This window comes from Rhizobium ruizarguesonis, from assembly GCF_012349115.1.
In the GTDB taxonomy this organism is placed as follows: domain Bacteria; phylum Pseudomonadota; class Alphaproteobacteria; order Rhizobiales; family Rhizobiaceae; genus Rhizobium; species Rhizobium ruizarguesonis.
In genome coordinates this window covers 146535-169187 of sequence record NZ_PQIG01000144.1, presented here as the reverse complement: position 1 = coordinate 169187, position 22653 = coordinate 146535, and the positions used below count along the sequence as shown (strand labels likewise).

The 22653-nt window shown below is 60.2% G+C and carries 21 protein-coding genes; 7 read left to right on the top strand and 14 right to left on the bottom strand.

Annotated features, from left to right (window positions below; all coding sequences use genetic code 11):
- Positions 1–170: 170 nt before the first annotated feature.
- Complete coding sequence (locus C3Y91_RS37245; RefSeq protein ID WP_168576436.1) at positions 171–2018, top strand: methyl-accepting chemotaxis protein; 1848 nt, start codon at positions 171–173, stop codon at positions 2016–2018.
- Here the strand turns inward: C3Y91_RS37245 and C3Y91_RS37240 are convergent.
- A complete protein-coding gene (locus C3Y91_RS37240; RefSeq protein WP_168576443.1) occupies positions 1991–2227 on the bottom strand; it encodes a hypothetical protein in 237 nt (78 codons plus the stop codon). The genes C3Y91_RS37245 and C3Y91_RS37240 overlap by 28 nt on opposite strands.
- 90 nt (positions 2228–2317) lie before the next feature.
- Here C3Y91_RS37240 and C3Y91_RS37235 point away from each other — a divergent pair, with 90 nt between their 5' ends.
- A complete protein-coding gene (locus C3Y91_RS37235; RefSeq protein ID WP_168576435.1) occupies positions 2318–3187 on the top strand; it encodes a LysR family transcriptional regulator in 870 nt (289 codons plus the stop codon).
- A gap of 94 nt (positions 3188–3281) precedes the next feature.
- On the opposite strand, the gene C3Y91_RS37230 is transcribed toward C3Y91_RS37235, so the two are convergent.
- The 12 genes from C3Y91_RS37230 to aceA all read right to left on the bottom strand — a co-directional run bounded on the left by C3Y91_RS37230 (position 3282) and on the right by aceA (position 14765).
- Positions 3282–4151 (bottom strand): ROK family protein, encoded by an 870-nt coding sequence (locus C3Y91_RS37230; protein ID WP_168576434.1) that lies wholly within the window; start codon positions 4149–4151, stop codon positions 3282–3284.
- Positions 4148–4903, bottom strand: a complete 756-nt coding sequence (gene nagB / locus C3Y91_RS37225; RefSeq protein ID WP_168576433.1) for a glucosamine-6-phosphate deaminase — start codon at positions 4901–4903, stop codon at positions 4148–4150. Before nagB ends, C3Y91_RS37230 begins: the two co-directional genes overlap by 4 nt.
- Before the next feature lie 11 nt (positions 4904–4914).
- Positions 4915–6015, bottom strand: coding sequence for an ABC transporter ATP-binding protein (locus C3Y91_RS37220; RefSeq protein WP_168576432.1), 1101 nt, complete (start codon positions 6013–6015; stop codon positions 4915–4917).
- Positions 6012–6821 (bottom strand): carbohydrate ABC transporter permease, encoded by an 810-nt coding sequence (locus C3Y91_RS37215; protein ID WP_168576431.1) that lies wholly within the window; start codon positions 6819–6821, stop codon positions 6012–6014. The genes C3Y91_RS37220 and C3Y91_RS37215 overlap by 4 nt, the downstream gene beginning before the upstream one ends.
- On the bottom strand, positions 6821–7693 hold the full coding sequence (locus C3Y91_RS37210; protein ID WP_168576430.1) for a carbohydrate ABC transporter permease: 873 nt from the start codon (positions 7691–7693) through the stop codon (positions 6821–6823). Before C3Y91_RS37210 ends, C3Y91_RS37215 begins: the two co-directional genes overlap by 1 nt.
- 53 nt (positions 7694–7746) lie before the next feature.
- Complete coding sequence (locus tag C3Y91_RS37205) at positions 7747–9039, bottom strand: ABC transporter substrate-binding protein (RefSeq protein ID WP_168576429.1); 1293 nt, start codon at positions 9037–9039, stop codon at positions 7747–7749.
- Between the two features lie 60 nt (positions 9040–9099).
- Positions 9100–10113, bottom strand: coding sequence for a Gfo/Idh/MocA family protein (locus tag C3Y91_RS37200; RefSeq protein ID WP_168576428.1), 1014 nt, complete (start codon positions 10111–10113; stop codon positions 9100–9102).
- On the bottom strand, positions 10110–10811 hold the full coding sequence (locus tag C3Y91_RS37195) for an N-acetylmannosamine-6-phosphate 2-epimerase (protein ID WP_168576427.1): 702 nt from the start codon (positions 10809–10811) through the stop codon (positions 10110–10112). The genes C3Y91_RS37200 and C3Y91_RS37195 overlap by 4 nt, the downstream gene beginning before the upstream one ends.
- A gap of 139 nt (positions 10812–10950) precedes the next feature.
- Positions 10951–11790 (bottom strand): MurR/RpiR family transcriptional regulator, encoded by an 840-nt coding sequence (locus C3Y91_RS37190; RefSeq protein WP_309506198.1) that lies wholly within the window; start codon positions 11788–11790, stop codon positions 10951–10953.
- A 9-nt stretch (positions 11791–11799) separates the two neighbouring features.
- Entirely contained in the window at positions 11800–12939 is a 1140-nt protein-coding gene (locus C3Y91_RS37185) for a GNAT family N-acetyltransferase (RefSeq protein ID WP_168576426.1), read from the bottom strand.
- A 278-nt stretch (positions 12940–13217) separates the two neighbouring features.
- Positions 13218–13454, bottom strand: a complete 237-nt coding sequence (locus tag C3Y91_RS37180) for an SMc00767 family acetate metabolism repressor (protein ID WP_003545603.1) — start codon at positions 13452–13454, stop codon at positions 13218–13220.
- A 21-nt stretch (positions 13455–13475) separates the two neighbouring features.
- Positions 13476–14765: an isocitrate lyase gene (gene aceA, locus C3Y91_RS37175; RefSeq protein WP_168576425.1), complete on the bottom strand. Its 1290-nt coding sequence runs from the start codon at positions 14763–14765 to the stop codon at positions 13476–13478.
- Between the two features lie 190 nt (positions 14766–14955).
- On the opposite strand from aceA, the gene C3Y91_RS37170 reads away from it, so the two are divergent.
- The 5 genes from C3Y91_RS37170 to C3Y91_RS37150 all read left to right on the top strand — a co-directional run bounded on the left by C3Y91_RS37170 (position 14956) and on the right by C3Y91_RS37150 (position 20582).
- Entirely contained in the window at positions 14956–16365 is a 1410-nt protein-coding gene (locus C3Y91_RS37170) for a helix-turn-helix domain-containing protein (protein ID WP_168576424.1), read from the top strand.
- Positions 16366–16491: 126 nt separating this feature from the next.
- Positions 16492–17589 carry a polyamine ABC transporter substrate-binding protein gene (locus C3Y91_RS37165; RefSeq protein WP_027685946.1) on the top strand — a complete coding sequence of 366 codons (1098 nt, stop codon included), beginning with the start codon at positions 16492–16494 and terminating at the stop codon, positions 17587–17589.
- 112 nt (positions 17590–17701) lie between these two features.
- A complete protein-coding gene (locus C3Y91_RS37160; protein ID WP_168576423.1) occupies positions 17702–18844 on the top strand; it encodes an ABC transporter ATP-binding protein in 1143 nt (380 codons plus the stop codon).
- Positions 18845–18848: 4 nt separating this feature from the next.
- Positions 18849–19760, top strand: coding sequence for an ABC transporter permease subunit (locus C3Y91_RS37155; protein WP_018244859.1), 912 nt, complete (start codon positions 18849–18851; stop codon positions 19758–19760).
- A 3-nt stretch (positions 19761–19763) separates the two neighbouring features.
- Positions 19764–20582 carry an ABC transporter permease gene (locus C3Y91_RS37150; protein WP_168576422.1) on the top strand — a complete coding sequence of 273 codons (819 nt, stop codon included), beginning with the start codon at positions 19764–19766 and terminating at the stop codon, positions 20580–20582.
- An 85-nt stretch (positions 20583–20667) separates the two neighbouring features.
- Here the strand turns inward: C3Y91_RS37150 and C3Y91_RS37145 are convergent, their stop codons facing one another.
- Complete coding sequence (locus tag C3Y91_RS37145) at positions 20668–22560, bottom strand: AsmA family protein (protein WP_168576421.1); 1893 nt, start codon at positions 22558–22560, stop codon at positions 20668–20670.
- Positions 22561–22653 lie beyond the last annotated feature (93 nt).

The window sequence follows — 22653 nt, the reverse complement described above, 5'->3', positions numbered from 1 at the left end:
GATTTGAACGATGGAAGAATAGCTCGAATGCCCGGCCGCCTATCACGCCGGGATAATCGGAAAACGCTCGGAAACGAGGCGATCAATATCTCCGACAGCCATGATTTGCGGAGAATCTTCCTTAACGCTTTTAGTCTAATTTAACCTTGGTTTATCTCCCGGGGGTCTCGATGCTGCGCCTTTTCTCTACGTCGATCGTACGCCAGATCGTTGCGATCACGCTGTTTCTGCTGGCGATCAGCACGGCCGCCATCGTCGGCGTGACCTATTACAATCTGAGCCATCAGGTCATGGACGGCGCCGTCTCCGACGCGAAGGACGCCGCCCGTGCGATGGCCGTCCTCTACGGCGCGGCTGATCAGGCTGCAAAGATCGAGCTGAAGGACAATCAGCTCTCCGCTGTCACCGAAGACGCCATTCCCGCCCTTGCCGATCATTCGCTGGTCGACCGCACGGCGCAGTCGATCGCCGGCGTTGCGACCATCTTCCAAAAGCAGGGCGGCGACTACGTCCGCATATCCACAAACGTCAAGAAGGAAAATGGCGACCGCGCCGTCGGCACCAAGCTGGTCGCCGAGCACCCGGCCCAGCCGGTCCTCGCCAGGGGTGAAGCCTATTACGGACCGGCGGAGCTTTTCGGACGAAAGTTCATGACCGGTTATTTCCCGATCAAGAACGCCTCGAACGCCAATGTCGGCATTCTCTTCATCGGTATTCCGATGGAGCTCTATTACCAGCGCATGTATGAGCTGCAGATGCTGGTTCTCGGCGTCGGCGCCATCGTCATGCTGATCGTCGGCGTTCTCGCCTTCTATGCGATCCGCCTCTCGGTGAAGCCTTTGCAGGCGCTGACGACCAGCGTCCACTCGATTTCCGCGGGCGATCTCGAAGGAGCGATCCCCTGTATCGAAAAGAAGAACGAGTTCGGCGATATCGGCCGGGCTCTGGCGCTTTTCCGCGATAGCGCCCGCGCAAGGCGCGATCTGGAAACCCAGGCTGCCGAACAGCGCGCCTTGAGCGATGCCGAACGCGCCAGGAACGATGCCGACAAGCGCTCGCTCGACGGCCAGATCGATTTTGCCGTCAACCAGCTTGCTGCCGGCCTCGGGCGCCTGTCGCAGGGCGACGTCTCGCAGACGATCGGCACGCCTTTCGTCGGCCGGTTGGAGCAGTTGCGCGTCGATTTCAACGCTTCCCTTTTGCGGCTTCAGGATACGCTGTCCGGCATCCGCGACAGCGCCTCGAGCATCCAGCGCAACAGCGGCGCCGTCTCTGCCTCTGCCGGCGAACTTTCGAAGCGCACCGAGGCGCAGGCGGCGAGCCTTGAGGAGACCGCGGCCGCGGTGGAGGAGATCACCGTGACGGTTCGTTCTTCCGCCGAGCGTGCCCGGGAAGCCAACAATGTCGTGGCCGCGACCAAAAAGACCGCCGACAATTCCGGCGCCGTCGTCGGCGATGCCGTCTCCGCCATGGAGCGCATCGAGCAGGCCTCGCAGCGCATCGAGCAGATCATCGAGGTGATCGACGACATCGCCTTCCAGACCAATCTTCTGGCGCTGAACGCCGGCATCGAGGCGGCGCGCGCCGGTGAGGCAGGCAAGGGTTTTGCCGTCGTCGCCCAGGAGGTCCGCGAACTCGCCCAACGTTCGGCCGATGCGGCGCGCGAGATCAAGTCGCTGATCGAGACATCGAGCCGCGAAGTGACGGCAGGTTCCGAACTGGTCCAGAAGACCGGCAGCGTCCTTGCCTCGATCAGCCAGGAGATCATCGCAATCAGCGGCCATGTCGAGACCATCGCCACGGCCAGCCGCGATCAGTCGGCCGCGCTGCAGGAAGTCAACGGTTCGGTCAACGCCATGGACCAGATGACCCAGAAGAACGCGTCAATGGTTGCCGAGACGACGCAGGCAAGCCGCCTGCTCGCCGGCGAAGCCGATACGCTGATGGCGCTGATCGAGCGGTTCCGCATCGTCGCAGAATCTGCACCGGCTCATCTCGGGGCAAGAAAAGTCGCCTGAACCGCGCAGCCACAGCTGCCACGGGATTGCGCCGTGGCCTTGCGGCGCCTTCTGAGGTTGAGATCGAGCGACGTCAGCCAGGCGGCGAAGCCAATGAGGCCGCTGTTTCCGAACTCGGCATAGAACCTATCCTCCTCCGCCTTGCAACCGCATCGCTTGGGAGAGTGCCGATAGCCGATAGTGCCTGCGATGGTAATCATGTCGATCATGACGATGTCCTTTCCTGTGTCAGACATCATCTGATCTAAGCGGAGAATTTCTCTTTATAAACGGGGAAAATCCCGCTATGTTTTTCATCAATGAAAAACGCGAGTTGGGATTCCTATCAGCTCTTCCTGCAGGTGGCCCGGCTCGGCGGGCTGACGGGGGCTAGCACCGTAAGCGGGCTCAGTCCGGCGACCGTCGGCCGGCGCATGCTCGATCTTGAGCAGGAGATCGGCCGCGCATTGTTCTCGCGCAGCCAGACCGGATACCGTCTGACCCAGGATGGCCAGGCGCTGCTCGATCACCTTCAGGAAATGGAGGCCGCCGCCCGCAAGGTGGCGGCATGGCGGCAATCCGGCGAGGGCGGCACGACCGTCAGGGTCGCCGCCGGCACCTGGCTCGCCTGGCTGCTGACGGAGAATTTCGCCGCAATCCGCATGCCGGGCGATGCCTTCGCCATTTCGCTCACCATCGGCGAGGTGCGGGCAAGCCTTGCCTATCGCGAGAGCGATATCGGTATTCGCGCCTTCGAGCCCGAGGAGGCCAATCTTGCCGCACGTCAGCTCGGAGAGGTGGCCTATGCCGTCTATATCAGACGCAACGCCGCCGAGACCGACGAACGCTGGATTGCAGTCGCCGAGGAGGAGGCGATATCGGCCTATCTGCGCTGGCCGCACGCCCATGCCGCAACAGGGATCGTCGCTACCGTCAATCGGCCGCGTTCGCTGCCGGATCTGGTGCGCGCCGGCGCCGGCAAGACCGTGCTTCCCTGTTTCGTCGGCGATCTCCATCCCGAATTGCAGCGGCAGGGCGGCGAGTTGCCGGAATTGCGCCACCGGCAATGGATCGTCATGAATGCCGAGGACCGCCATCGCCCGGAGATCCGCACGGTCGCCGACCGCATGACCAAGCTCATCAAAAGTTATGCCGATCTCTTCGCCGGAAAACGACCGAGCCGCGGCTAGAGCTTATGGCATCAGCCGGCCCACCAGCGCCCACCGCGCTCGCCTAAGCGCATACCCGCGTACATCCTCCCGACCGCTGATCAGCGCGAATTTGTCACTTCGCTTGACCATTTGAGAGAAGTAATCGGCTTGCAAGATCGGCAATTCCGATAACTCCAGCCCGTGCAGCCAGTTTAGCGGGTACTATGTTCGATCTTATGGCGGAGGGGGCTTGAATGCTGATATCGCGAACCAGATCGAGATAGCCTTCGGCAAGGCCGACACCACCTCCAATCACAATCTCCGCGGGATCGAGTATAAGTTGAATATCCCGGCAAAGCATGGCGATCCCACGCGCAGATCGGGCAACGATCGCTTTCGCCCAAGTTTCGCCGTTTCGCGCAGCATTAAAAATGTCGGGGGCGGGCGTGGCGCCAAATCCCTGTCGCGCCGCTTCTGCCTGCATCCAGCGCCCGGACACTTGGTCCTCCAGATAGGTGGAACAACCACCAAAATTTTGCGTCAGCCCGAAATGCCCGGCGAGACCCCCAAGTGGCCGACCGTTGATAACGATACCTCCACCGACACCCGTCGATACGGTCAGAAAAACCAGATCGCCACCAGACCCGGCGCCAAAGCGATACTCACCCCACGCCGCCGCCTGAGCGTCGTTCATCGCAAGGGCGCGTACGCCAAACAAGGCCGAGGTTTTGTCGACCAGAGGGTAGTTTTCAGGTATTCCCAGTGTCTCAGGGTTCATGGCCGACCAAAGCCCATTGCGGATGAAGCCGGTCACCGCAAGGCCGATTGCATCATATTTACCATGCCAACGCTCCGCGGCAGCGTGGGCGTTGGTGAGCCAGATATCCGGTCCGTCAGAACGCTGCGTTGGAACGGTCACCTCCTCAAGGACCTCGGCGTCAGACACGAGCGCCGTCATCGTTTTTGTTCCACCGATATCGATGGCAAGCACCGGCCTCGTCACGCGTCAATCTCCAACGCCAGTATGCGATCAAGCTCGTGGGCGGCGTCCCTGTCCAGCACAATGGTCGCATGGGCATGGCGTGCGAGCGCGGAGCCGGGAACGGCATCTGTTATTGGCCCTGCAAGGCTTGCCGCGACTGCGCCGGCCTTCTCGATGCCGGTCGCCAGAACAACGATTCTCCGCGATTCTAGAATAGTGCCGATTCCCATCGTGATGGCATGCGTGGGTTGGCGTGAGCCCGGCTCGAAATAGCGCGCATTGGCTTCCATCGTCGAGGCTGTCAGCGCAACCCGCCGGGTGCGGGTGTCATGCGGAGATCCCGGTTCGTTAAAGCCGATGTGGGCATTGCGGCCAAGGCCGAGAAACATCAGGTCGATGCCTCCACGCGCTGCAATCTGCGTTTCGTAGCACGTGGCCTCCGCGCTCGCATCCGCAGTTGAGCCGTCCGGAATATGGATATGTCTCTGCATGAAATCGATGTGCCGGAACAGGTTTTCACGCATGTAGAAGGCATAGGATGCAGTGTCGGTGCCCGAAATCCCAAGATACTCGTCAAGATTGAAGGCGTGGGCGCGATTGTAGCAACCACGGCCGTTCCGAAAGTCCTCAATCAGACGAGCGTACACCCTAAGTGGTGTTGCTCCCGTCGGCAAGCCGAGCGCGCTGTCCGGCTTTTCTTCGACTTGCCGGATCAGAATTTCCGCGACGATGGCAGAGGCTTCGTCGACTGTATCCTTGACGATGATTTCCATGGTTTTTCCGTTCAATTCAGGCGTTGTCCAGTCGCGGCGTCGAAAACGGACGCCTTCTCGGCCGCTATTTGTACCTTGATCGTCTGCCCAGGGGCGGTGCTCCCGGTTTCCAGCCTTGCCGTCGCCGTCTGTCCGTTGATCGATAAAGTGACGTTGTCCTCAGGGCCTGTCGACTCGACCAGGTCGACGATGGCGTCATGACCCTCCTCATCGTGACGGGCCAGCTTTATGTGTTCCGGCCGCAAACCAAGGATGACGTCTCCCGAAATGCCTTCGGAAAGTCCTGGGAGCGGAAGAGGCAGTTTCCAATCCTTTCCATCCGTGAAGATCACTGCAGTCCCATCCATAACAAGGCGGCCGCTGATAAACTGCATGGACGGCGAGCCGACGAACCGGGCCACAAAGGTGTTGGCCGGTTTGTGATAGATCTCATAGGGCGAGCCGATCTGTTGAATATCGCCCTTGTTCATCACGACAATTCTGGTCGCTAGCGTCATGGCTTCGATCTGGTCGTGGGTCACATAGACCATTGTCTTTCCGACGCGCTCGTGCAGTCTCTTGATCTCGGCGCGTGTCTCGACGCGCAACGTCGCATCGAGATTCGACAGCGGCTCGTCAAAGAGGAAAATCTTCGGGTCGCGCACAAGAGCCCGTCCGATGGCAACACGCTGGCGCTGGCCACCGGAAAGCTCGCGCGGCTTCCGCTCGAGAAGCGGTTCAATTTGCAAGAGGCGTGCGACCTCCGACACCCTTTGCGAAATTGTCTCACGCGAGAGTTTGCGCATCCGCAGCGGAAAGCCGATGTTCTGCGCAACCGTCATGTTCGGGTAGAGCGCATAGGATTGGAACACCATTGCGACATCGCGCTCCCGCGTCGGGATGTGTGTCACTGGTCGACCCTCGATCACGATTTCTCCAGCGTCGATCGGATGCAGACCCGCGATCGCATGCAGCAGGGTGGATTTCCCGCAGCCGGAGGGGCCGAGAAGGACGACGAATTCGCCTTCATCGACCTCGACATCAATCCCTTTCAGCACCGAGATCGGGCCATAGGATTTTGTGATTTTCCGTAGGGAAAGCGACTGCTTGCTGGCCTGGATCATGCCGGTCATCCTTTTATACTTCCGAGTGACATGCCACGTACGACCTGGCCTTGAACCAACATGCCGAGAACGAGCATCGGCAGCATGACAAGTGTTGCGGCTGCCGTCAGCGGTCCCCACTGCACCCCCTGAAAAGTCAGGAACGAGGTGATACTGACGGGCAGTGTCTGGGTGTCCCGCCCGGTCAGGACGAGGGCGATGAAGAACTCATTCCAGGTAAACAGCACACACAGGATCATCGTCGCGACGATGCCGCCCTTGGCAACCGGCAGGAACACGTTCCAGAAGATCGTCAGTTCGCGCGCGCCGTCCACTTTTGCCGCGTCGCGCAGCTCCTTCGGTATGTCCTCGAAGAAGGTGATGAGCAGCGATATGGCAAAGGGCACATTGATGAAGGCGTAGACCGCAATGATCACCCAGTGATTGTTGAGCAATTTCAACTGCGCGGCTAGAAAGTACGTGGGAATGATGAAGATCAGGGGTGGTGCTATCCTGAGGCTCAGCACGAACTTTTCATTGCTGCGGCGCACCGGTTCTTCCTGTGCCACGAGCCCATAGGCGACAAGCGCACCGATCGCGACCGATATGGCGCTTGCCGTAATGGAGATAAGGACGCTGTTCATGAAGGCGCGAATGAAGACGCCATTGTTGAGAACGCGTTGGTAGTTCTCCCAGGTCGGTTCGAAGAACCAAATCGGGGGGATCGCAAAGGCGTCCTTCGTCGTCTTTACCGATGTGACGACAACCCAGTAGAGCGGAAACAGCACGACCACGATGAGAACGAGGATGGCGATATAGAAGGCCATTTTGCGCATCATACGGCTCCCCGTGCTTGAGCCTTGAAGGCAAGGTTGTACAGCAACAGCAGCGCGACATTGGTGAAGATCGTCAACACCATGGCAACGGTCAGGGCGTAGGAAATGTCGAAATTGGTGAATGCTGAAATATAACCGTAGAGATTGAGTGTTTCCGTCGATAGCGCTGGCCCGCCGCGGGTCATGATGTAGAAAATGTCAAAGGTCTTCACACTGTCGATGGCGCGGATGAGGGCGACGACAAGAAGCGCACGGTGAAGCGCTGGCAAGGTGATGTGCCAGAGAACCTGCCACTCCCGAGCGCCGTCGACACGCGCGGCGTTTTGCGGGTCGCCCGGCAGCGCTTCCAGGGACGCCATCGTCAAGAGCACGACAAAGGGTGTCCATTGCCAGATGTCGGCAATCATCACTGAGAACAGGGCGACGTTTGGATTGCCAAGCCAATCGACCGGACCGAGATGAAGCAGGGACAGGAGGTAGTTCGCCATACCGCTCGACGGGTCGAACATGAAACGCCATGTCAGCCCGACGACGATGGGCGTCATGACGATGGGCACGAGCATGGTAGCTCGCGCGATCCTCTTGCCATGGAATTCCCGGTCGAGCAGCAAGGCGACGAATAGGCCGATGATCAGTTCAATGGTCGTGGCCAGCACCGTGAAGAGGACCGTGCGCCAGAGAGCATTGAGGCCGCGTGGGTCGAGCAGAAGCCGCAAGTAGTTGTCCAGCCCGATGAACTGTTCCTGCCCTGGCCGCATCAGACTGATATTGTGCAATGTCAGCCACACGACATAGATCGTGATGACCACCGAGACCGCGCCGAAAAAGGCAATCACCGGCTGATAGAAAAGCTTTGTCGCGTCGTTGAGCATAATGATCCCCGCAGTGTAGCCACGTCCGGAAATCCGGACGTGGCGCCCGTTTGTTAGCGGGCGAGTGCTGCGTCGTTGGCCGTGTTGGCTTCCGCCAGTGCGTCCTTTGCCGAAGCGGTGCCGGCGAGCGCCTTGGATACGGCAATACCAGCATTGTTGATGATTTCGTTCGCAGCCGTGACCGTCGGCAGATATTGCGGATTGCCCTGGTTGATCGAAGCCAACATCGCTTCCTTGAAGGCTCCGTAGCGCTTGTTAAATTCATCCGAATTCAACGCAGCTTCAGACGTGACACCAGAGTTGGGCGCGATGCTAAACGACTTGATTTGCTGCTCTTTCGCCGTTGCCCACGACGCAAACAGCCATGCCGCTTCCTTCTGGGCGGAGGCCGACGTGATATAAAGGCTGTGCACAGCGAGGGACGATGAGCCACCCTTCAATGCGTCGGTCTGTTTGGGAACCGGCACGTAGCCAACCTTGCCGACCACTGATGACACAGCCGAGTCCTCGTTGAATGCTCCGTTGACCGTTGCATCCATTGTCATACCGGCCTTGCCCTGCTGGAAGAGAACGTGATTTTCTTCCCAACCGAAATTGGCAGCGCCGACAGGACCGTAGTCGCGCAGGATTTTTGCAAAAGCATCGAGCGAGGCGGCGGCCTCCGGCGTTCCCAGGGCCGACTTTCCATCCTTGGTGAGGAATTCGCCGCCGTAACCCCACAGCCAGCCTGCCCAGACATAGACGTTCTGGATACCTTGGGCGCCACGCATCGTAATGCCTGCGATTTCGCCGTTGGACTTTTCCTTGATGGTCTTTGCCGCGCTGATAACCTCGTCAAAAGTCTTCGGCGGGGTGAGGCCGTATTGCTCGAACAAATCCTTGCGATACATCAGGAACGTGCTCTCGCCATAAACCGGCAGGCCGTAGAGTTTGCCGTCGACAATATTCGTGTTGAGGTAGCCGGGCACGAAATCGGCGCGGTCGAGATATTTGGGCAGCTTTTTCGCAAGATCGTCGAGTGGATCGATATATCCGGCCTTAACGAAGCCCGGAATATAGATAATGTTGTTCTGGACGACATCATAGCGGCCAGAGCCGGACGAGAATTCCAGGAGCATCTTGGCGGTGATGTCGGATTCCGGGATGACCTCGAGTTCCACTTCGATGCCGGTTTCCTTGGTGAATTCCGGCAACAGCTTTTGGATGCCATCGGTGGTCGGGTGACCTTCCATCAGAACCGCAATATGTGTTCCTGCATATGGCTGATTGGCGTTCTGTGCGATCGCCGGCAGGGCCGAAGAGGTCGCAAGTGCGAGCGTGAGTGCAAGTAGTTGGCGTCGTTTCATGTCATTCCCCTTTTTTTGAACTATCCATGCGTTGCGTTGAATTGCTTGATCGATGATGCGCTAGAGTCTCTCCACCTCGCCGCTTTCCGCCGAGCGGATGAGGGCTCGGGTCAATTCCAACGAGCGAATGGCTTCTTCGCCGCTGGCCACCTGAGAGGGGCCGCCGTCGAGCCATTCGAGAACGCTGGCAAGCTGGAGCTTGAGGTCGCCGCCAACCCGATTTTCGACGATCGGCCAATGCTGGGTGTCGATCTCGCGGGATGTCTGGTTGTCTGCGAAATAGAGGCCGCTATCGCCGCACTGCACTTCGAATGAACCCTCGGTGCCGATGAGTTCCATGCGTGCGTCGATCATGTGGCGAGCGCCGGCAGGCAATGACCAGGCGCTTTCAAACGTCACGACGGTCCCGCCCGAGAAGCGTACGACCGCTGCGATCGTATCCTGCGTGCCGAGCGATCCGAGGAGAATGTCGGTCTGCTGGGCGTAGACGGAAACCGGAGTCTGATCCTCGAGCATCCAAAGCACCATGTCGACATCATGCACTGTGACATGCAGTGCTAGCGGCAAGGTGCCGCCGTAGCGCTTGGGGCCTTCGGTGCGGGCGCTGTTGCGGCGGGCATAGATGTGAATAGGCGTGCCGATCTTGCCCGACGTAATCAGCTCGCGCGCCTTGTAGTAGCGCGGGTCGAACCGAAGCAGATAGCCGACCCCGAGCTTGACGCCCGCCGCCTCACACGCCGCGACGATCTTGGCTGCGTCTTCCATGGTCGAGGCGATCGGCTTTTCAACGAAGAGATTTATGCCCTTTGCCGCAATGGCGAGCGCCGGATCGAGATGAAGGTGATCCGGGGTGCAGATACTGACCAGATCAAGCTCTTCGGCAGCCAGCAGTTCCTGATGGGAGCTGTAGGCTTTGACGTTGCCGCGCAACTCACCTGCCAGCGCAGCGGCGCGTCCGATGTCGCTATCGACGACGGCGACGAGTTCAGCACGGGGTTCGTTTGCGAAAATCGAAGCGTGCATCGAACCCATGAAGCCGGCTCCAATCACGGCAACGCGAAATTTCCTTGTCATCTGTTTTCTCCATTGAATTCAGGTGTTTGCCGTGCACCGGCCACAGCATCCGCAAACCGTCGTGTGATCACATCCGGACGGGTGATGGCAGAACCGACCACGACAAACGCTGCACCATATTCGATCGCTCTGCGTGCATCGGTTGGTTCCCAGATCCGGCCCTCGGCCACGAACGGGATGCCTGCACGGAAAAGATCTTCCATCAGCTTAAAATCCGGCGCCTCGCTCTGTGGCGAATAGGGCGTATATCCAGACAGGGTCGTGCCTGCGAAATCAGCACCTAGGGCAACCGCTGCCCGCCCTTCGTCCAAGGTGCTGATATCAGCCATGGCGATCCGGCCCGCCTGATGCACCGCCTCGACAAGGGCAGCGACGCTGCAGGGTCTTGGTCTCGCAGTGGCGTCAAACGCCACAATGTCTGCGCCCGCCTCGCAAAGCTGGCGAACGTCCTCCAGCGTCGGTGTGATGTAAATCTCTGAATCCGGATGCTCGATCTTGGTAATGCCGATGACGGGGACGCTGACGGCATTTCGCACGGCGGACACATTTGCGACGCCCTCGATACGAACCGCCTTCGCGCCGCCCAACACCGCCGCCTTGGCAAGTGCCACAATGTGATCTGTCGGCTGCAAGGGGCTGCCGTCAGCCGCTTGACAGGAAACGGCAAGTGTTCCGCGCAAGGCTTCAAGGATGCTCAAGTTCCAATACCCTTCGTCTCAAATTCGAGGTCACGGTATCATAGTGAAATAAACCGTCAAGAAATTATTTATGATGAAAATTTCCGCCAAGACGTGAGAGCAAAAAATCAACCCGGCGAAAAGGGCGCTCGCAGGGGTCTTAAACGTTACGGTCGGTAACGCTTTGGGCGGTGTCGAGAATGGTAATAAGGCGGTCCGGCTCAGCCATCGTCATATAGGACGCCAGAGCATCGACAATCAGTAACTGGCTGATCTTCGAGGGAAAGGCGCCCCCCGTAAGCGGTGTCTCCGGCCAGGATGCCAACAGCACATGCGTGCACGTGGCTGCCAGCGGGCTTTTCGATCGATTGGTGATCCCGATCACGCGTGCGCCCCTCGCATGCGCAAGCTCGGCAATCTTGACCGTATCAAGGGTCGAGCCCGAACTTGAAATCAGGAAATAGACATCAGCGGGATTCGAGGTGGCAGCAGCCATAGTTGCCAGATGCGCGTCGCGGGCGATATGGGAATGCACACCCAGGCGTGCGAGCTTATATTCCAGATATTGCGCTGTGATCGCCGAAGCGGCGACGCCAAAAATCTCGATGTGTTTTGCCTGCAGCAATTCCTGGGCAACGGCTTGTATTATGCTACGGTCGAGCAGCCGCTCCGTTTCATCGAGGGCCGTTCTTGCGGTCTCCACAAGGTTCTGAACCGGATCTCCCGTTGATATCGGGACGCTGGTTTGGCTCTGTGTCGCCAACTCCTGCGCCAAAGCCAGCTTGAAATTCTGGAACCCGGTGAATCCCAGCTCACGGCAGAACCGCATCACGCTGGCTTCCGAGGATTGCGCGTCTTCTGCAAGCTCGGTGATACTTTTGTAAAGTACCGCCTGCGGGTCTTCCAACGTGTAATCTGCGACACGCTGTAGCGCGCGCGTCATGTTCGGAGCGCGTGAGCGAATACTCGCAACGAGAGCCATATGCGGTGTCGGATTCACGTGATGTCCTCAAAAATGTTCTCCGACCCAGGGGGATGGGCCGGAAAATATGCGGTCGCATGCCATTACGCCATCACGATCACCGTTTATCCACCCTGCTCTCGCAAGAAAACTCGCGGAGCGAAAGCCGCTATAGAGTGTTGCAAGATGTTCACTTGCGATTTTCACGACGGGTGAGCCGGCTTCATGTGTTCGGCAATACGGCGTGCCGTTTTCGATGGAGAGCGATAGCGTCTCGACCTGATCGCCCTTCATTATCTCCAACGTGACCTGCTCGGTCACTGAGCTGTAGCCACGCGCCAGAAGCGCGTCCGTTGCGGAAAGGACCCGCATCAGAAACTCCTCCTGGTGGACGAGACGCCATCCCTTGTCCGGCATCGCGAAAACCAACTTGTCCTGCGCCGAACCGTGCCACCGCACCCGCGGGTATACGGTCGAGAATGTCCCCAAAAACCGCAATATGCACCGAGCCGCCCGTCCGGACAGCGCCGCCCAATCCCGGATGATCATACATTCGGGATTGCTCGTATCGATGATCACATACGCAGCGTCCTCGTCGAAGACGTAAATGGATGTCGGGGGATCCGGCCATGTCAAAAGAAGGGACCATTGTGCCGCACTACGCTGCAGATTGCCTGCCTCCACCACGCATTGTCGCTCATGGATAGAGGCTAAGGTCGGCAGCGCGGCAGGCATCGTCAACTGACGGCAATGGTACTTTTCCTTGATTTTATAAAGCTCTGACGTTTCCGCTTCGTAGACAATTTCCGATCCGGCCAATTCATATCCGCCTCTTCGATAGACGGGGCGGGTTGATGCAAACAAGGTTGTGAGAAAAGCGCCTCTGCTGGCAGCGATCGCACCTGCATCCTCCAGGATGGCATCTGCGAGACCCAGGCCGCGGTATTCGGGTAGAATGGCCACATGTGCAATGTTGCATGCCGGCACGGCTCTGCCACCGAACCAGTGCCCGGTGGCGATGAGAACGAAGACCGCCGCCGGCCTATCCTCATGGTCGACGATATAGAAATTTTCGAGGCCCACCTTGCCCACGTAGGCCTCAGTCTGTTGCGCTGAAAACCCGAAGGACGTTGCATAGGCCTTTGCGATGAAATCCGCATCCTGTGTTACTGCAATACGTGACGTCATGGTGCGCCTTGATGATAATTGCCAGAAAAATTCCAACTCTGAAAAATATTTTTATACGAGTGATGCGCAGCTGTCGAGGGCCGCCAACCTACCGGCTCGGTCATTTCCCGGAACGCCGACTAGGCGGCGGTGACAATTGCGGCAAGTTGCGAAGAGCAGTGGCGCGCACAAGCCTAAATCGGATGAGCTTTCGAAAAGGATGAGCGCCCGCCCGTCTCTCCGACGTGCAGGCGCTCTGATTGAGCAGCGGGCCGCCACCGTCGGCCCGCTGCCGGTCGTCAATGCCGGTTGGTGACGACGACCGGAATCAGTAGGTCGCCCCAGTGGCCGTCGCCGCCGTGATGACGGGCCGAGCGCACCAGTTCGACCGAGACGCCGGCCTCGACGGCTTTCATGACCGATTGGTTCAGCCGATGCAGGTCGTTGGCGAGCATGCGGATCGTCGTCTGCTGATCCTCGCTCATGCTGCTTGCCTGCTCCTCGGCCCGTTCCCTGACGCGTGTAATGGATGCCATGATCTTCTCCTCCTCTTCGGGTTATTCCGCAGCCGGTTTGAACTGCGCATGTTCGGTCGAGCCGTGCATCGCCGTCGTCGAAGATCGGCCGCCGGTGATGGCGAGCGACACGGCGTCGAAATAGCCGGTGCCGACCTCGCGCTGGTGTTTGGTCGCGGTATAGCCATTGGCCTCGGCGGCGAATTCCGCCTGCTGCAGCTCGGAATAGGCCGACATCTGCCGCTGCCGGTAGCCGCGCGCCAGTTCGTACATGCCGTAGTTCAGCTGGTGGAAGCCGGCGAGCGTGATGAACTGGAACTTGTAGCCCATCGCGCCGAGTTCGCGCTGGAACCGTGCAATCGTCGCCTCGTCGAGATTCTTCTTCCAGTTGAAGGAAGGTGAGCAATTATAGGCGAGCAGCTTGCCAGGATGGACCCTGTGCACGCCTTCGGCAAAGCGCCGCGCCTGATCGAGGTCCGGCTTCGAGGTTTCGCACCAGATGAGATCGCAATGCGGCGCATAGGCCACGGCACGCGCGATGCAGGGCTCGATGCCGTTTCGCACCTGATAGAAACCTTCGACCGTGCGGCCGGCATCATAGTCGACGAAGGGCTGGTCGCGCTCGTCGATGTCCGACGTCAAGAGCTTTGCCGCTTCCGCGTCGGTGCGGGCGATGACCAGCGTCGCAACCCCCATGACGTCGGCGGCAAGCCGCGCAGCATCGAGATTGCGGATATGGGCGGCCGTCGGGATCAGCACTTTGCCGCCGAGATGGCCGCATTTCTTCTCCGAAGCGAGCTGGTCCTCGAAGTGAACGCCCGCAGCACCCGCCTCGATATAGGCCTTCATGATTTCGAAGGCGTTGAGCGGTCCGCCGAAGCCTGCTTCCGCATCGGCAACGATCGGCGCAAACCAGGTCTCGACGGAAAGTCCCTGGGCTTCCGCGGTCTCGATCTGATCGGCGCGCTGCAGCGTGCGGTTGATGCGTTTGGCCAGTTCCGGACCGGCATTGGCCGGATAGAGTGACTGGTCGGGATACATCGCCGATGCCGTATTGGCGTCGGCCGCCACCTGCCAGCCGGAGAGATAGATTGCCTTCAGTCCGGCGCGCACCATCTGCATGGCCTGGTTGCCGGAAAGTGCGCCGAGCGCATTGACGAAATCCTCCTGGTGAATGAGCTGCCACAACCGGTCCGCCCCCATTTCGGCCAGCGTATGGCGCAGCGCCACCGAGCCTCTGAGCCGCCGCACGTCATCGGCCGAGTACGGCCTCTCGATGCCATCGAAACGGCGTGCTGATGCGTTTGGAACAAGCTTGTAAAAATCCGTCATGCTGCTCTCCTCACTAAAAAGCCTGACAAAGGTGCCGCGTGACAAGATTGACAATATCAGCCGGTATGACCAGAAAAACCTTTGATTTCCTGCTCAGAAAGAGGTTAAGATGACGAGGATTGACAGAGCGGCGCTGTGAATTTGTAAAATTTTGTAAATACAGCGCTCCTTCCTTGTCAAAGGGTGTGACATGGCGGAACGAAAGATATTCGCAGGCCCGAAAGTCAGGCGCATCCGCAATGCGCTGGCGCTGACACAGACCGCCATGGCCGAGGCGCTTGAAATATCGCCTTCCTACCTGAACCTGATCGAGCGCAACCAGCGGCCGCTGACGGTGCAGCTCCTTCTCAAGCTTGCAAGCGTCTATAGGGTCGATCTGGAGGAGTTGCGGGGGCAGACCGGCGGCAGTCTCGACCAGCTCAAGGAGATCTTTGCCGATCCGCTGCTGTCGGGCGAGTTGCCGGGTGATCAGGAACTGGTGGAGGTGGCCGAGGCAGCACCCAATGCCGCGAGCGGCATGATCAAGCTCTACCGCGCCTATCGTGAGCAGGCGGCAAGGCTGTCCGATCTGACGGTGCTGATGGCCGCCGAAGGGCATGCGCCGGTCGCCGCCGGCCGGTTGCCGCTGGATGAGGTGCGCGAGGCGCTGGAGCGCAGGTCCGGCTATTTCGGACGGATCGAGACGGCGGCGGAAGCCTTTGCCGCAACGCTCCCCTGGGGCGTCGATCTTGTCGCCGGGCTGAAGGATTGGCTGCGCTCCGAGCGCGGCATCGCGGTGCGTGTCCTGCCCGTCCATGTGATGCCGGATCTGCGCCGCCGTTTCGATCGCCATTCGATGCGGCTTTTCATCTCGGAGCGTCTGTCACAGGCCGACCGTGCGCATGAAATCGCCATCGAGGCCGCGACTCTCGCTTTGCTGCCGGCAATCGATGCCGAGCTCGCCGATCTCCCGCTCTCCTCCGCCGAGGCGCGCCGCATCGCCCGCTTCGAGCTTGCCCGCCTCGCCGCGCTGGCGCTCACAATGCCCTATGAAGCTTTTCTGTCGGCGGCCAAGGCAACGCGCTACGATATCGATATTCTGCGTGCGCGCTTCGGCGTCTCCTTCGGCCACGCCGCTGCGCGCCTTGCCATGCTGCAGCGGCCCGGGGCGGCCGCCATTCCCTTCTTCCTGATCGAGATCGATGCCGCTGGCCACCGGCTGCGCAGGGCAGGCTCCCAGGGTTTTCCGCAGGCCCGTTTCGGCGGCGGCTGTCCGAAGCTCAATATCCACGCCGCTTTCCTGCAACCGGGCCAGATCCTCGCCGAAACGGTCGTCATGCCGGACGGGGCATCCTTCCTGACGGTCGCCCGCACCTTGGAGGGACCGAGCGTCGAATTCGGCGAAAGGGTAAGGCGCACCGCGATCCTGATCGGCTGCGACGCCGCCCTTGGCGAGGGTGTGGTCTATGGGCAGGCGATGGCGCTCGATCCGGTCACGATCGGTCCGGCCTGTCGCCTTTGCGAGCGGCGCGGCTGCCTTTCCCGGGCCGAGCCGCCGGTGACGAGACCGCTCGGGCTCGACGAGATGGTGGCGGGGCTCAGCGCCTTCGATTTCCAGTGATTGTGAAATCGTTGAGGGCGCGGGATTTTGCGCTTGTGGGCTGTGAAATTCCTTCTTAGTCTGCGTGGAAAACCAGAGGGAAAAGATGTCCGGGGGTGCGGAATCTTTGAACAAACAGGAGAAGTCATGAGGTCAACCATCCTATGCGTGACGGCCGCCGCCGTTACCGCACTCCTTGCTGCCGTGCCGGCCTTTGCGCAGGAGCGTGTGGTCAACGTCTACAACTGGTCGGATTATATCGACAGTTCCATTCTCGAGGATTTCACCAAGGAAACCGGCATCAAGGTCGTCTACGACACCTTCGATTCCAACGAGACGCTGGAAACCAAGCTCTTGGCCGGTGGTTCGGGGTATGACGTCGTCGTCCCCACGGTATCCTTCATGCAGCGCCAGATCGCCGCCGGCGTCTACCAGAAGCTCGACAAGTCGAAGCTGCCGAACCTGGTCAACATGTGGGATGTCATCATGAAGGGCGTGGCGTCCTTCGACCCCGGCAATGAATACAGCGTCGACTACATGTGGGGCACGACGGGCATTGGCTATAATGTCGACAAGGTCAAGGCTGCCCTCGGCACCGACGAGAAGCCCAATTGGGACGCGTTGTTCGATCCGGCGAAAGCGGCGAAACTCAAGGACTGCGGCATCTATATGCTGGATTCTCCAACCGACGTCGTGCCCTCGGTACTCGCCTATCTCGGGCTCAATCCGAACAGCACCGATCCCGCCGATCTCAAGAAGGCGCAGGAGGTTCTCACGGCCGTCCGTCCCTTCGTCCGCAAGTTCCATTCGTCCGAATATATCAGCGCGTTGGCGAACGGCGATATCTGCATCGCGCTCGGTTATTCCGGCGACATGTTCCAGGCCCGCGACCGTGCCGCGGAAGCCAATGCCGGCGTAAAGGTCGATTATTCGGTCCCGTCGCAGGGCGCTCAGATCTTCTTTGACGTCTTCGGCATTCCGAAGGATGCACCGCATGTCGCCGAAGCCCATGAATTCATCAACTACATGATGAAGCCGGAAGTGATCGCCAAGGCCTCGAACTTCGTCTTCTACGCCAACGGCAACAAGGCCTCGCAGCAGTTCCTCGACAAGGAGGTCCTCGACGATACGGCGATCTACCCGACGCCGGAGGTAATGGCGAAACTCTTCACCGTTCCGCCGCTCGATCCGAAGACGCAGCGGATCGTGACGCGGCTATGGACCACCGTGGTCACCGGCCAATGATAGAATAACGGCCCGGACGGAAACGTCCGGGCCTTTTTTGACGATTCCGGTCGGGTGAAGCCGGGAACAAAAGCCGAGAACAAAAGAAAATAATGTATTTTCGGGGAACAATATGAAGTCTCTAGGCAATATTCGCCGCTCTTTCGCACCTTGGACCGATCCGTCCGCCAAGCCCTTTATTTCAATCAAGAACGTCACCAAGCGTTTCGGTGATTTCACCGCCGTCGATAACCTGTCGCTCGATATTTATCACCGCGAGTTCTTCGCGCTGCTCGGCGCTTCCGGCTGCGGCAAGTCGACGCTTCTGCGCATGCTCGCCGGCTTCGAGCAGCCGACCTCGGGCGAAATCGTGCTCGACGGCACCGACATGGCCGGCACGCCGCCCTATCGGCGCCCCGTCAACATGATGTTCCAGTCCTATGCGCTTTTCCCGCACATGACGGTCGAGAAGAACATCGCCTTCGGCCTGAAACAGGACGGCATGGCGAAGGACGAGATGACCGACCGCGTCTTGCAGATGTTGAAGCTCGTCAAGCTGGAGCAATTTGCCTCCCGCAAGCCGAACCAGCTTTCCGGCGGCCAGCGCCAGCGCGTGGCGCTGGCCCGCTCGCTCGCCAAGCGCCCGAAGGTGCTGCTGCTCGACGAACCGCTCGGCGCGCTCGACAAGAAGCTGCGCGAGGAAACCCAGTTCGAGCTGATGGACCTGCAGCAGAATCTCGGCCTCACCTTCGTCGTCGTCACCCACGACCAGGAAGAGGCGATGACCATGGCCGACCGTATCGCCGTCATGAGCCACGGCAAGGTCGTGCAGGTGGCGACGCCGGCCGAAATCTACGAGGCGCCGAATTGCCGCTTCGTCGCCGATTTCATCGGCGATGTGAACATTTTCGACGGCAAGGTCGCCTCATCGGGCAACGGCACCGTCGAGATATCAATCGACAGCGGCTTCAGCGTGCGGGTCGCTGCCGCCGAGACGCCCTCCGCAGGCAGCGCCGTCGGCTTCGCCATCCGGCCGGAAAAGATGCGGGTCGGGCGCACAGCGCCCGCCAACGCCTCCGTCAACGCCGCCAGAGGCGAACTCTGGGATATCGCCTATCTCGGCGACATGACCGTCTTCCATGTGAAATTGCAAAGCGGCAACGTCGTCAAGGCCTCGTCCCTCAATGCGCAGCGCTCCGTCGACGACCCCTTCACCTACGATCAGGAAGTCTGGGTCTCCTTCGACGAGAATGCCGGCGTCCTGCTGAAGGATTGACATCATGGGCAAGTTCACGTCCGGCCTCTACAATCGCCTCGTCATCGTCATCCCTTACGCCTGGCTGCTGCTCTTCTTCCTGGCGCCCTTCTTCATCGTCTTCCGCATTTCGATGTCGACGACGGCGATCGCTATGCCGCCCTATGAGCCTGTCTTTTCCTTCGCCGACGGCTGGGCCGGCCTCTTAAGCAAGATCGGCGAATTCTCCCTCGACAATTACACCTACCTCACCGACGACCCGCTCTATTTCAACGCCTATGTGTCGAGCGTGGTGATCGCCGCGATCTCCACCTTCCTGACGCTGCTGATCGCCTATCCGATCGCCTACGGCATGGCGCAGGCGCCACGTGGCCTGCGGCCGACGCTGGTGATGCTCGTCATCCTGCCCTTCTGGACGAGCTTCCTGATCCGCGTCTACGCCTGGATCGCCATCCTCAAGCCGGAGGGGCTGTTCAACCAGCTGCTGCTGTCGCTGCACCTCATCGACACGCCGCTGATCATCCTCAACACCAATACCGCCGTCTACATCGGCATCGTCTATTCCTATCTGCCCTTCATGGTGCTGCCGCTTTACTCGGCGCTGGAGAAGATGGACGGCACGCTGATCGAAGCCGCACAGGATCTCGGCTGCCCGCCGATCACCGCCTTCTGGCGCGTCACCTTCCCGCTGTCGATCCCCGGCGTGGTGGCCGGCTGCATGCTGGTCTTCATCCCGGCCGTCGGCGAATTCGTCATCCCCGATCTGCTCGGCGGGTCGCAGACGCTGATGATCGGCAAGACACTGTGGAACGAGTTCAATTCCAATCGCGACTGGCCGGTGTCCTCGGCGGTGGCAACCATCCTGTTGCTGATCCTGGTCATCCCGATTGTCTTCTTCCAGAATGTCCAGGCCAAAGCCGAAGAGCGGGGGAAATAAACCATGCTGAAATGGACCCGCTTCAACATCGTCTCCGTCACGCTCGGCTTCGCCTTCCTCTATCTGCCGATCGTGCTTCTGGTGATTTTTTCCTTCAACGAATCCAAACTCGTGACCGTCTGGGGCGGCTTCTCGACGAAATGGTATGTCTCGTTGATGAGCAATCAGGCCTTGCTCGACGCTGCCTGGGTGACGCTGCGCGTCGGGCTGCTGTCGGCGACGTTGGCAACCATCCTCGGCACGATGGCGGCGCTGACATTGGTGCGCTACACCCGCTTTCGCGGCCGCATGCTGTTTTCGGGCATGGTCTATGCCCCGCTCGTCATGCCGGAGGTCATCACCGGCCTGTCATTGCTGCTGCTCTTTGTGGCGATCGGTCTCGACCGTGGTTTCTGGACGATCACGCTCGCGCATACGACGCTGACCATGTGCTTCGTCGCCGTCGTCGTGCAGTCGCGCCTGCTGAGTTTCGATCATTCGATCGAGGAAGCGGCCCAGGATCTCGGCGCGCCGCCGGTGCGCACTTTCTTCGAGATCACCCTGCCGATCATCGCGCCCGCCGTGCTCTCCGGCTGGATCCTGGCCTTCACCCTGTCACTTGACGATCTGGTGATTGCGAGCTTCACCTCGGGGCCTGGCGCCACCACGCTGCCGATGAGGATCTACAGCCAGGTCCGCCTTGGCGTGACGCCCGAGATCAATGCGGTGTGCACGATCCTGATCGGCGTCGTCGCCTTCGGCGTCATCTGCGCCTCAATCGTCACCAAGCGCCGCGAAACGCAGCGACAGAGGGACGAGCGCGCCGCTGCGGCCGGTGCGTGAGGTCTAAAGCGCGTGCTCCTCGAGCTTTATGTCTCTATTTTACGCATGTCGCGCAAAACCGCTGCACACTTTTGCGCGACATGCTTCATTGCGCGTGGGGTGTATTGCCGAATAGCGGAACCGGTGAGATCACCGGGTTCGGCCATGAACCGCCGACGAAGAACGGCAGAAGCGGCAGCTCCGCCGCCTTGGCCGGATCGGTTGCCTCCAGCGATCCGGAAAGCGCCAGCCCGTTCGACTGATAGGTGATGACGCCGGAAAGTGTCAGCGTCTGTGTGGCGCCGGCGATATGGGCGTCGTGCATCTCGGCGGTGCCGTTGGCGAAATCGGCCTGAAGGTTCAGCTGGTTGAAGGCGAAGGCGCCGCCTGCTGCCGCGCTCAGCGGAAAGAACGGCTTTTCGGCCGCCTGTGTCCGGAGTGCTGCGGCATCGATGCCCGGAATCGTACCTTCCCCCGTCCAGAAACGCAGCTTGCCGGTGACGTCGGCAAGACCGGTCGTCCAGATCGCCTTCGGCGACTGCAGGTCGAGATCGAGTGATCCTGTCGCAAGCGGCAGCGGACCCTTCAGCTGCAGGCGCTCGACAAGGGCTGCGAAGTCGGCATTGCGGATCGACAGCTGTAGCTTGCCGCCGCCATCGAAGTCGCGCTGCGTCGCTTCCAGATGCGCGGTCATCTCGCCGCCTTCGAACTGGCTGTCGCCAATATCGAATTTCGCTTCGCCGCCGGCAACGATCACGCTGGCGCCGACGTCGGAAAGTTCGAAGAGACCCATCTGCGCGCGCCGCGCCGAAAGCCTGACGTCGAGGTCGAGCGCCTGCAGCGGCCCGCCTATGCCAGCGGAGATTTCCTCCGCCTCGCCGGCGGCGAGCCTGAGCGCGAAGGCGTCGAGGAAGGGCTTGAGGTTCATCTGGTCGAAGGCGAGCGTGCCGCCGATCTTCGGGCGTTTGCCGGGTTGGGTGAAAAGGTCCATCACCCCGGTGGCACTCGCTTCGTTCAGCGAGAGACTGAGATTGTTGAAGCGCAGCCCGTTGCCCGACGACATGATGTCGGATTCCAGCGAAGCGCTCTTCAACGTTGCGATGCCCGGGATCGATTTGCCCGACCACGTCAGCAGCGCGGACACATCGGGAATGCTGGCGGTGATATTGCCGGAAAGGGCCGAAAGGCTGGCGATGCTAGCAATCCCCTGGAAGTGCGCGGTCAGCAGGTTTGATGTGAGCGACGTCCGGGTTTCGGCATTCCCGCCGGCAAAGGCGAGCAGCGGCTGGCGCGAGGCGAAATCGACCTTCAGGTCCTCGCCGTTGATGCGGGCGATGACGACCGCCGAGATCGCGCCGGATAGCCTCGGCCAGGCGATATCTGCGGTGACGCTCTCGAAATGATAGGTCTTGGCGGACTTGATGTCGGTGACCACAAGCGTGCCGTCCTCGACCGTCACTGCGCCGATCTCGGCATCGAGATCCGGAGCGAGCACCTCAGCTCCGTTTTCGGAGCGCACGCCGCTGATCGCGCGTGCGAGCAGGCCGGCATAACTCCAGTCGATCAGCCCTTTCTCGTCGCGCGTCAGCGCCAGGTTGGGGCGCACCAAATGGAATTCGTGGAAGCTTGTCCGGCCTCGCAACGCATCGATGAGGCTGAAATCGGCCGACAGGCTTTCAATGCTGCCGAGCATCTTGTCGCCGCTTTCGCGCGGCTGGCGGATGGTGATCTGGTTCAGCGTGATGCGCGGTGTCGGCCAGAATTCGAGAACCGGACTGCCCTTGATCTCGGCATGGTAGCCCGTCCATTTCGACAGTGCGTCCTCGATGCCGGAGCGCACGAAGCCGGTCGAGATGAGATAGGGTGCGGCCACCCTGAGCGCCACGAAAAGCGCGAGCGCGATCAGCAGGAATACCGTCGACAGGCGGGCGAAGGCCGGAAGCCAGCGCGAAACGGGTCCGATCTTCCTGCGCCACCTGCGATGTCTTGACGTGCTCATGATCTCCGCCGGCAAATTCAGCCGGTCATCCCGTTATGCGCTGATTTCGCCGGATATAGGAAATATCAGGCATATGCAAATCCCGACAGCGCC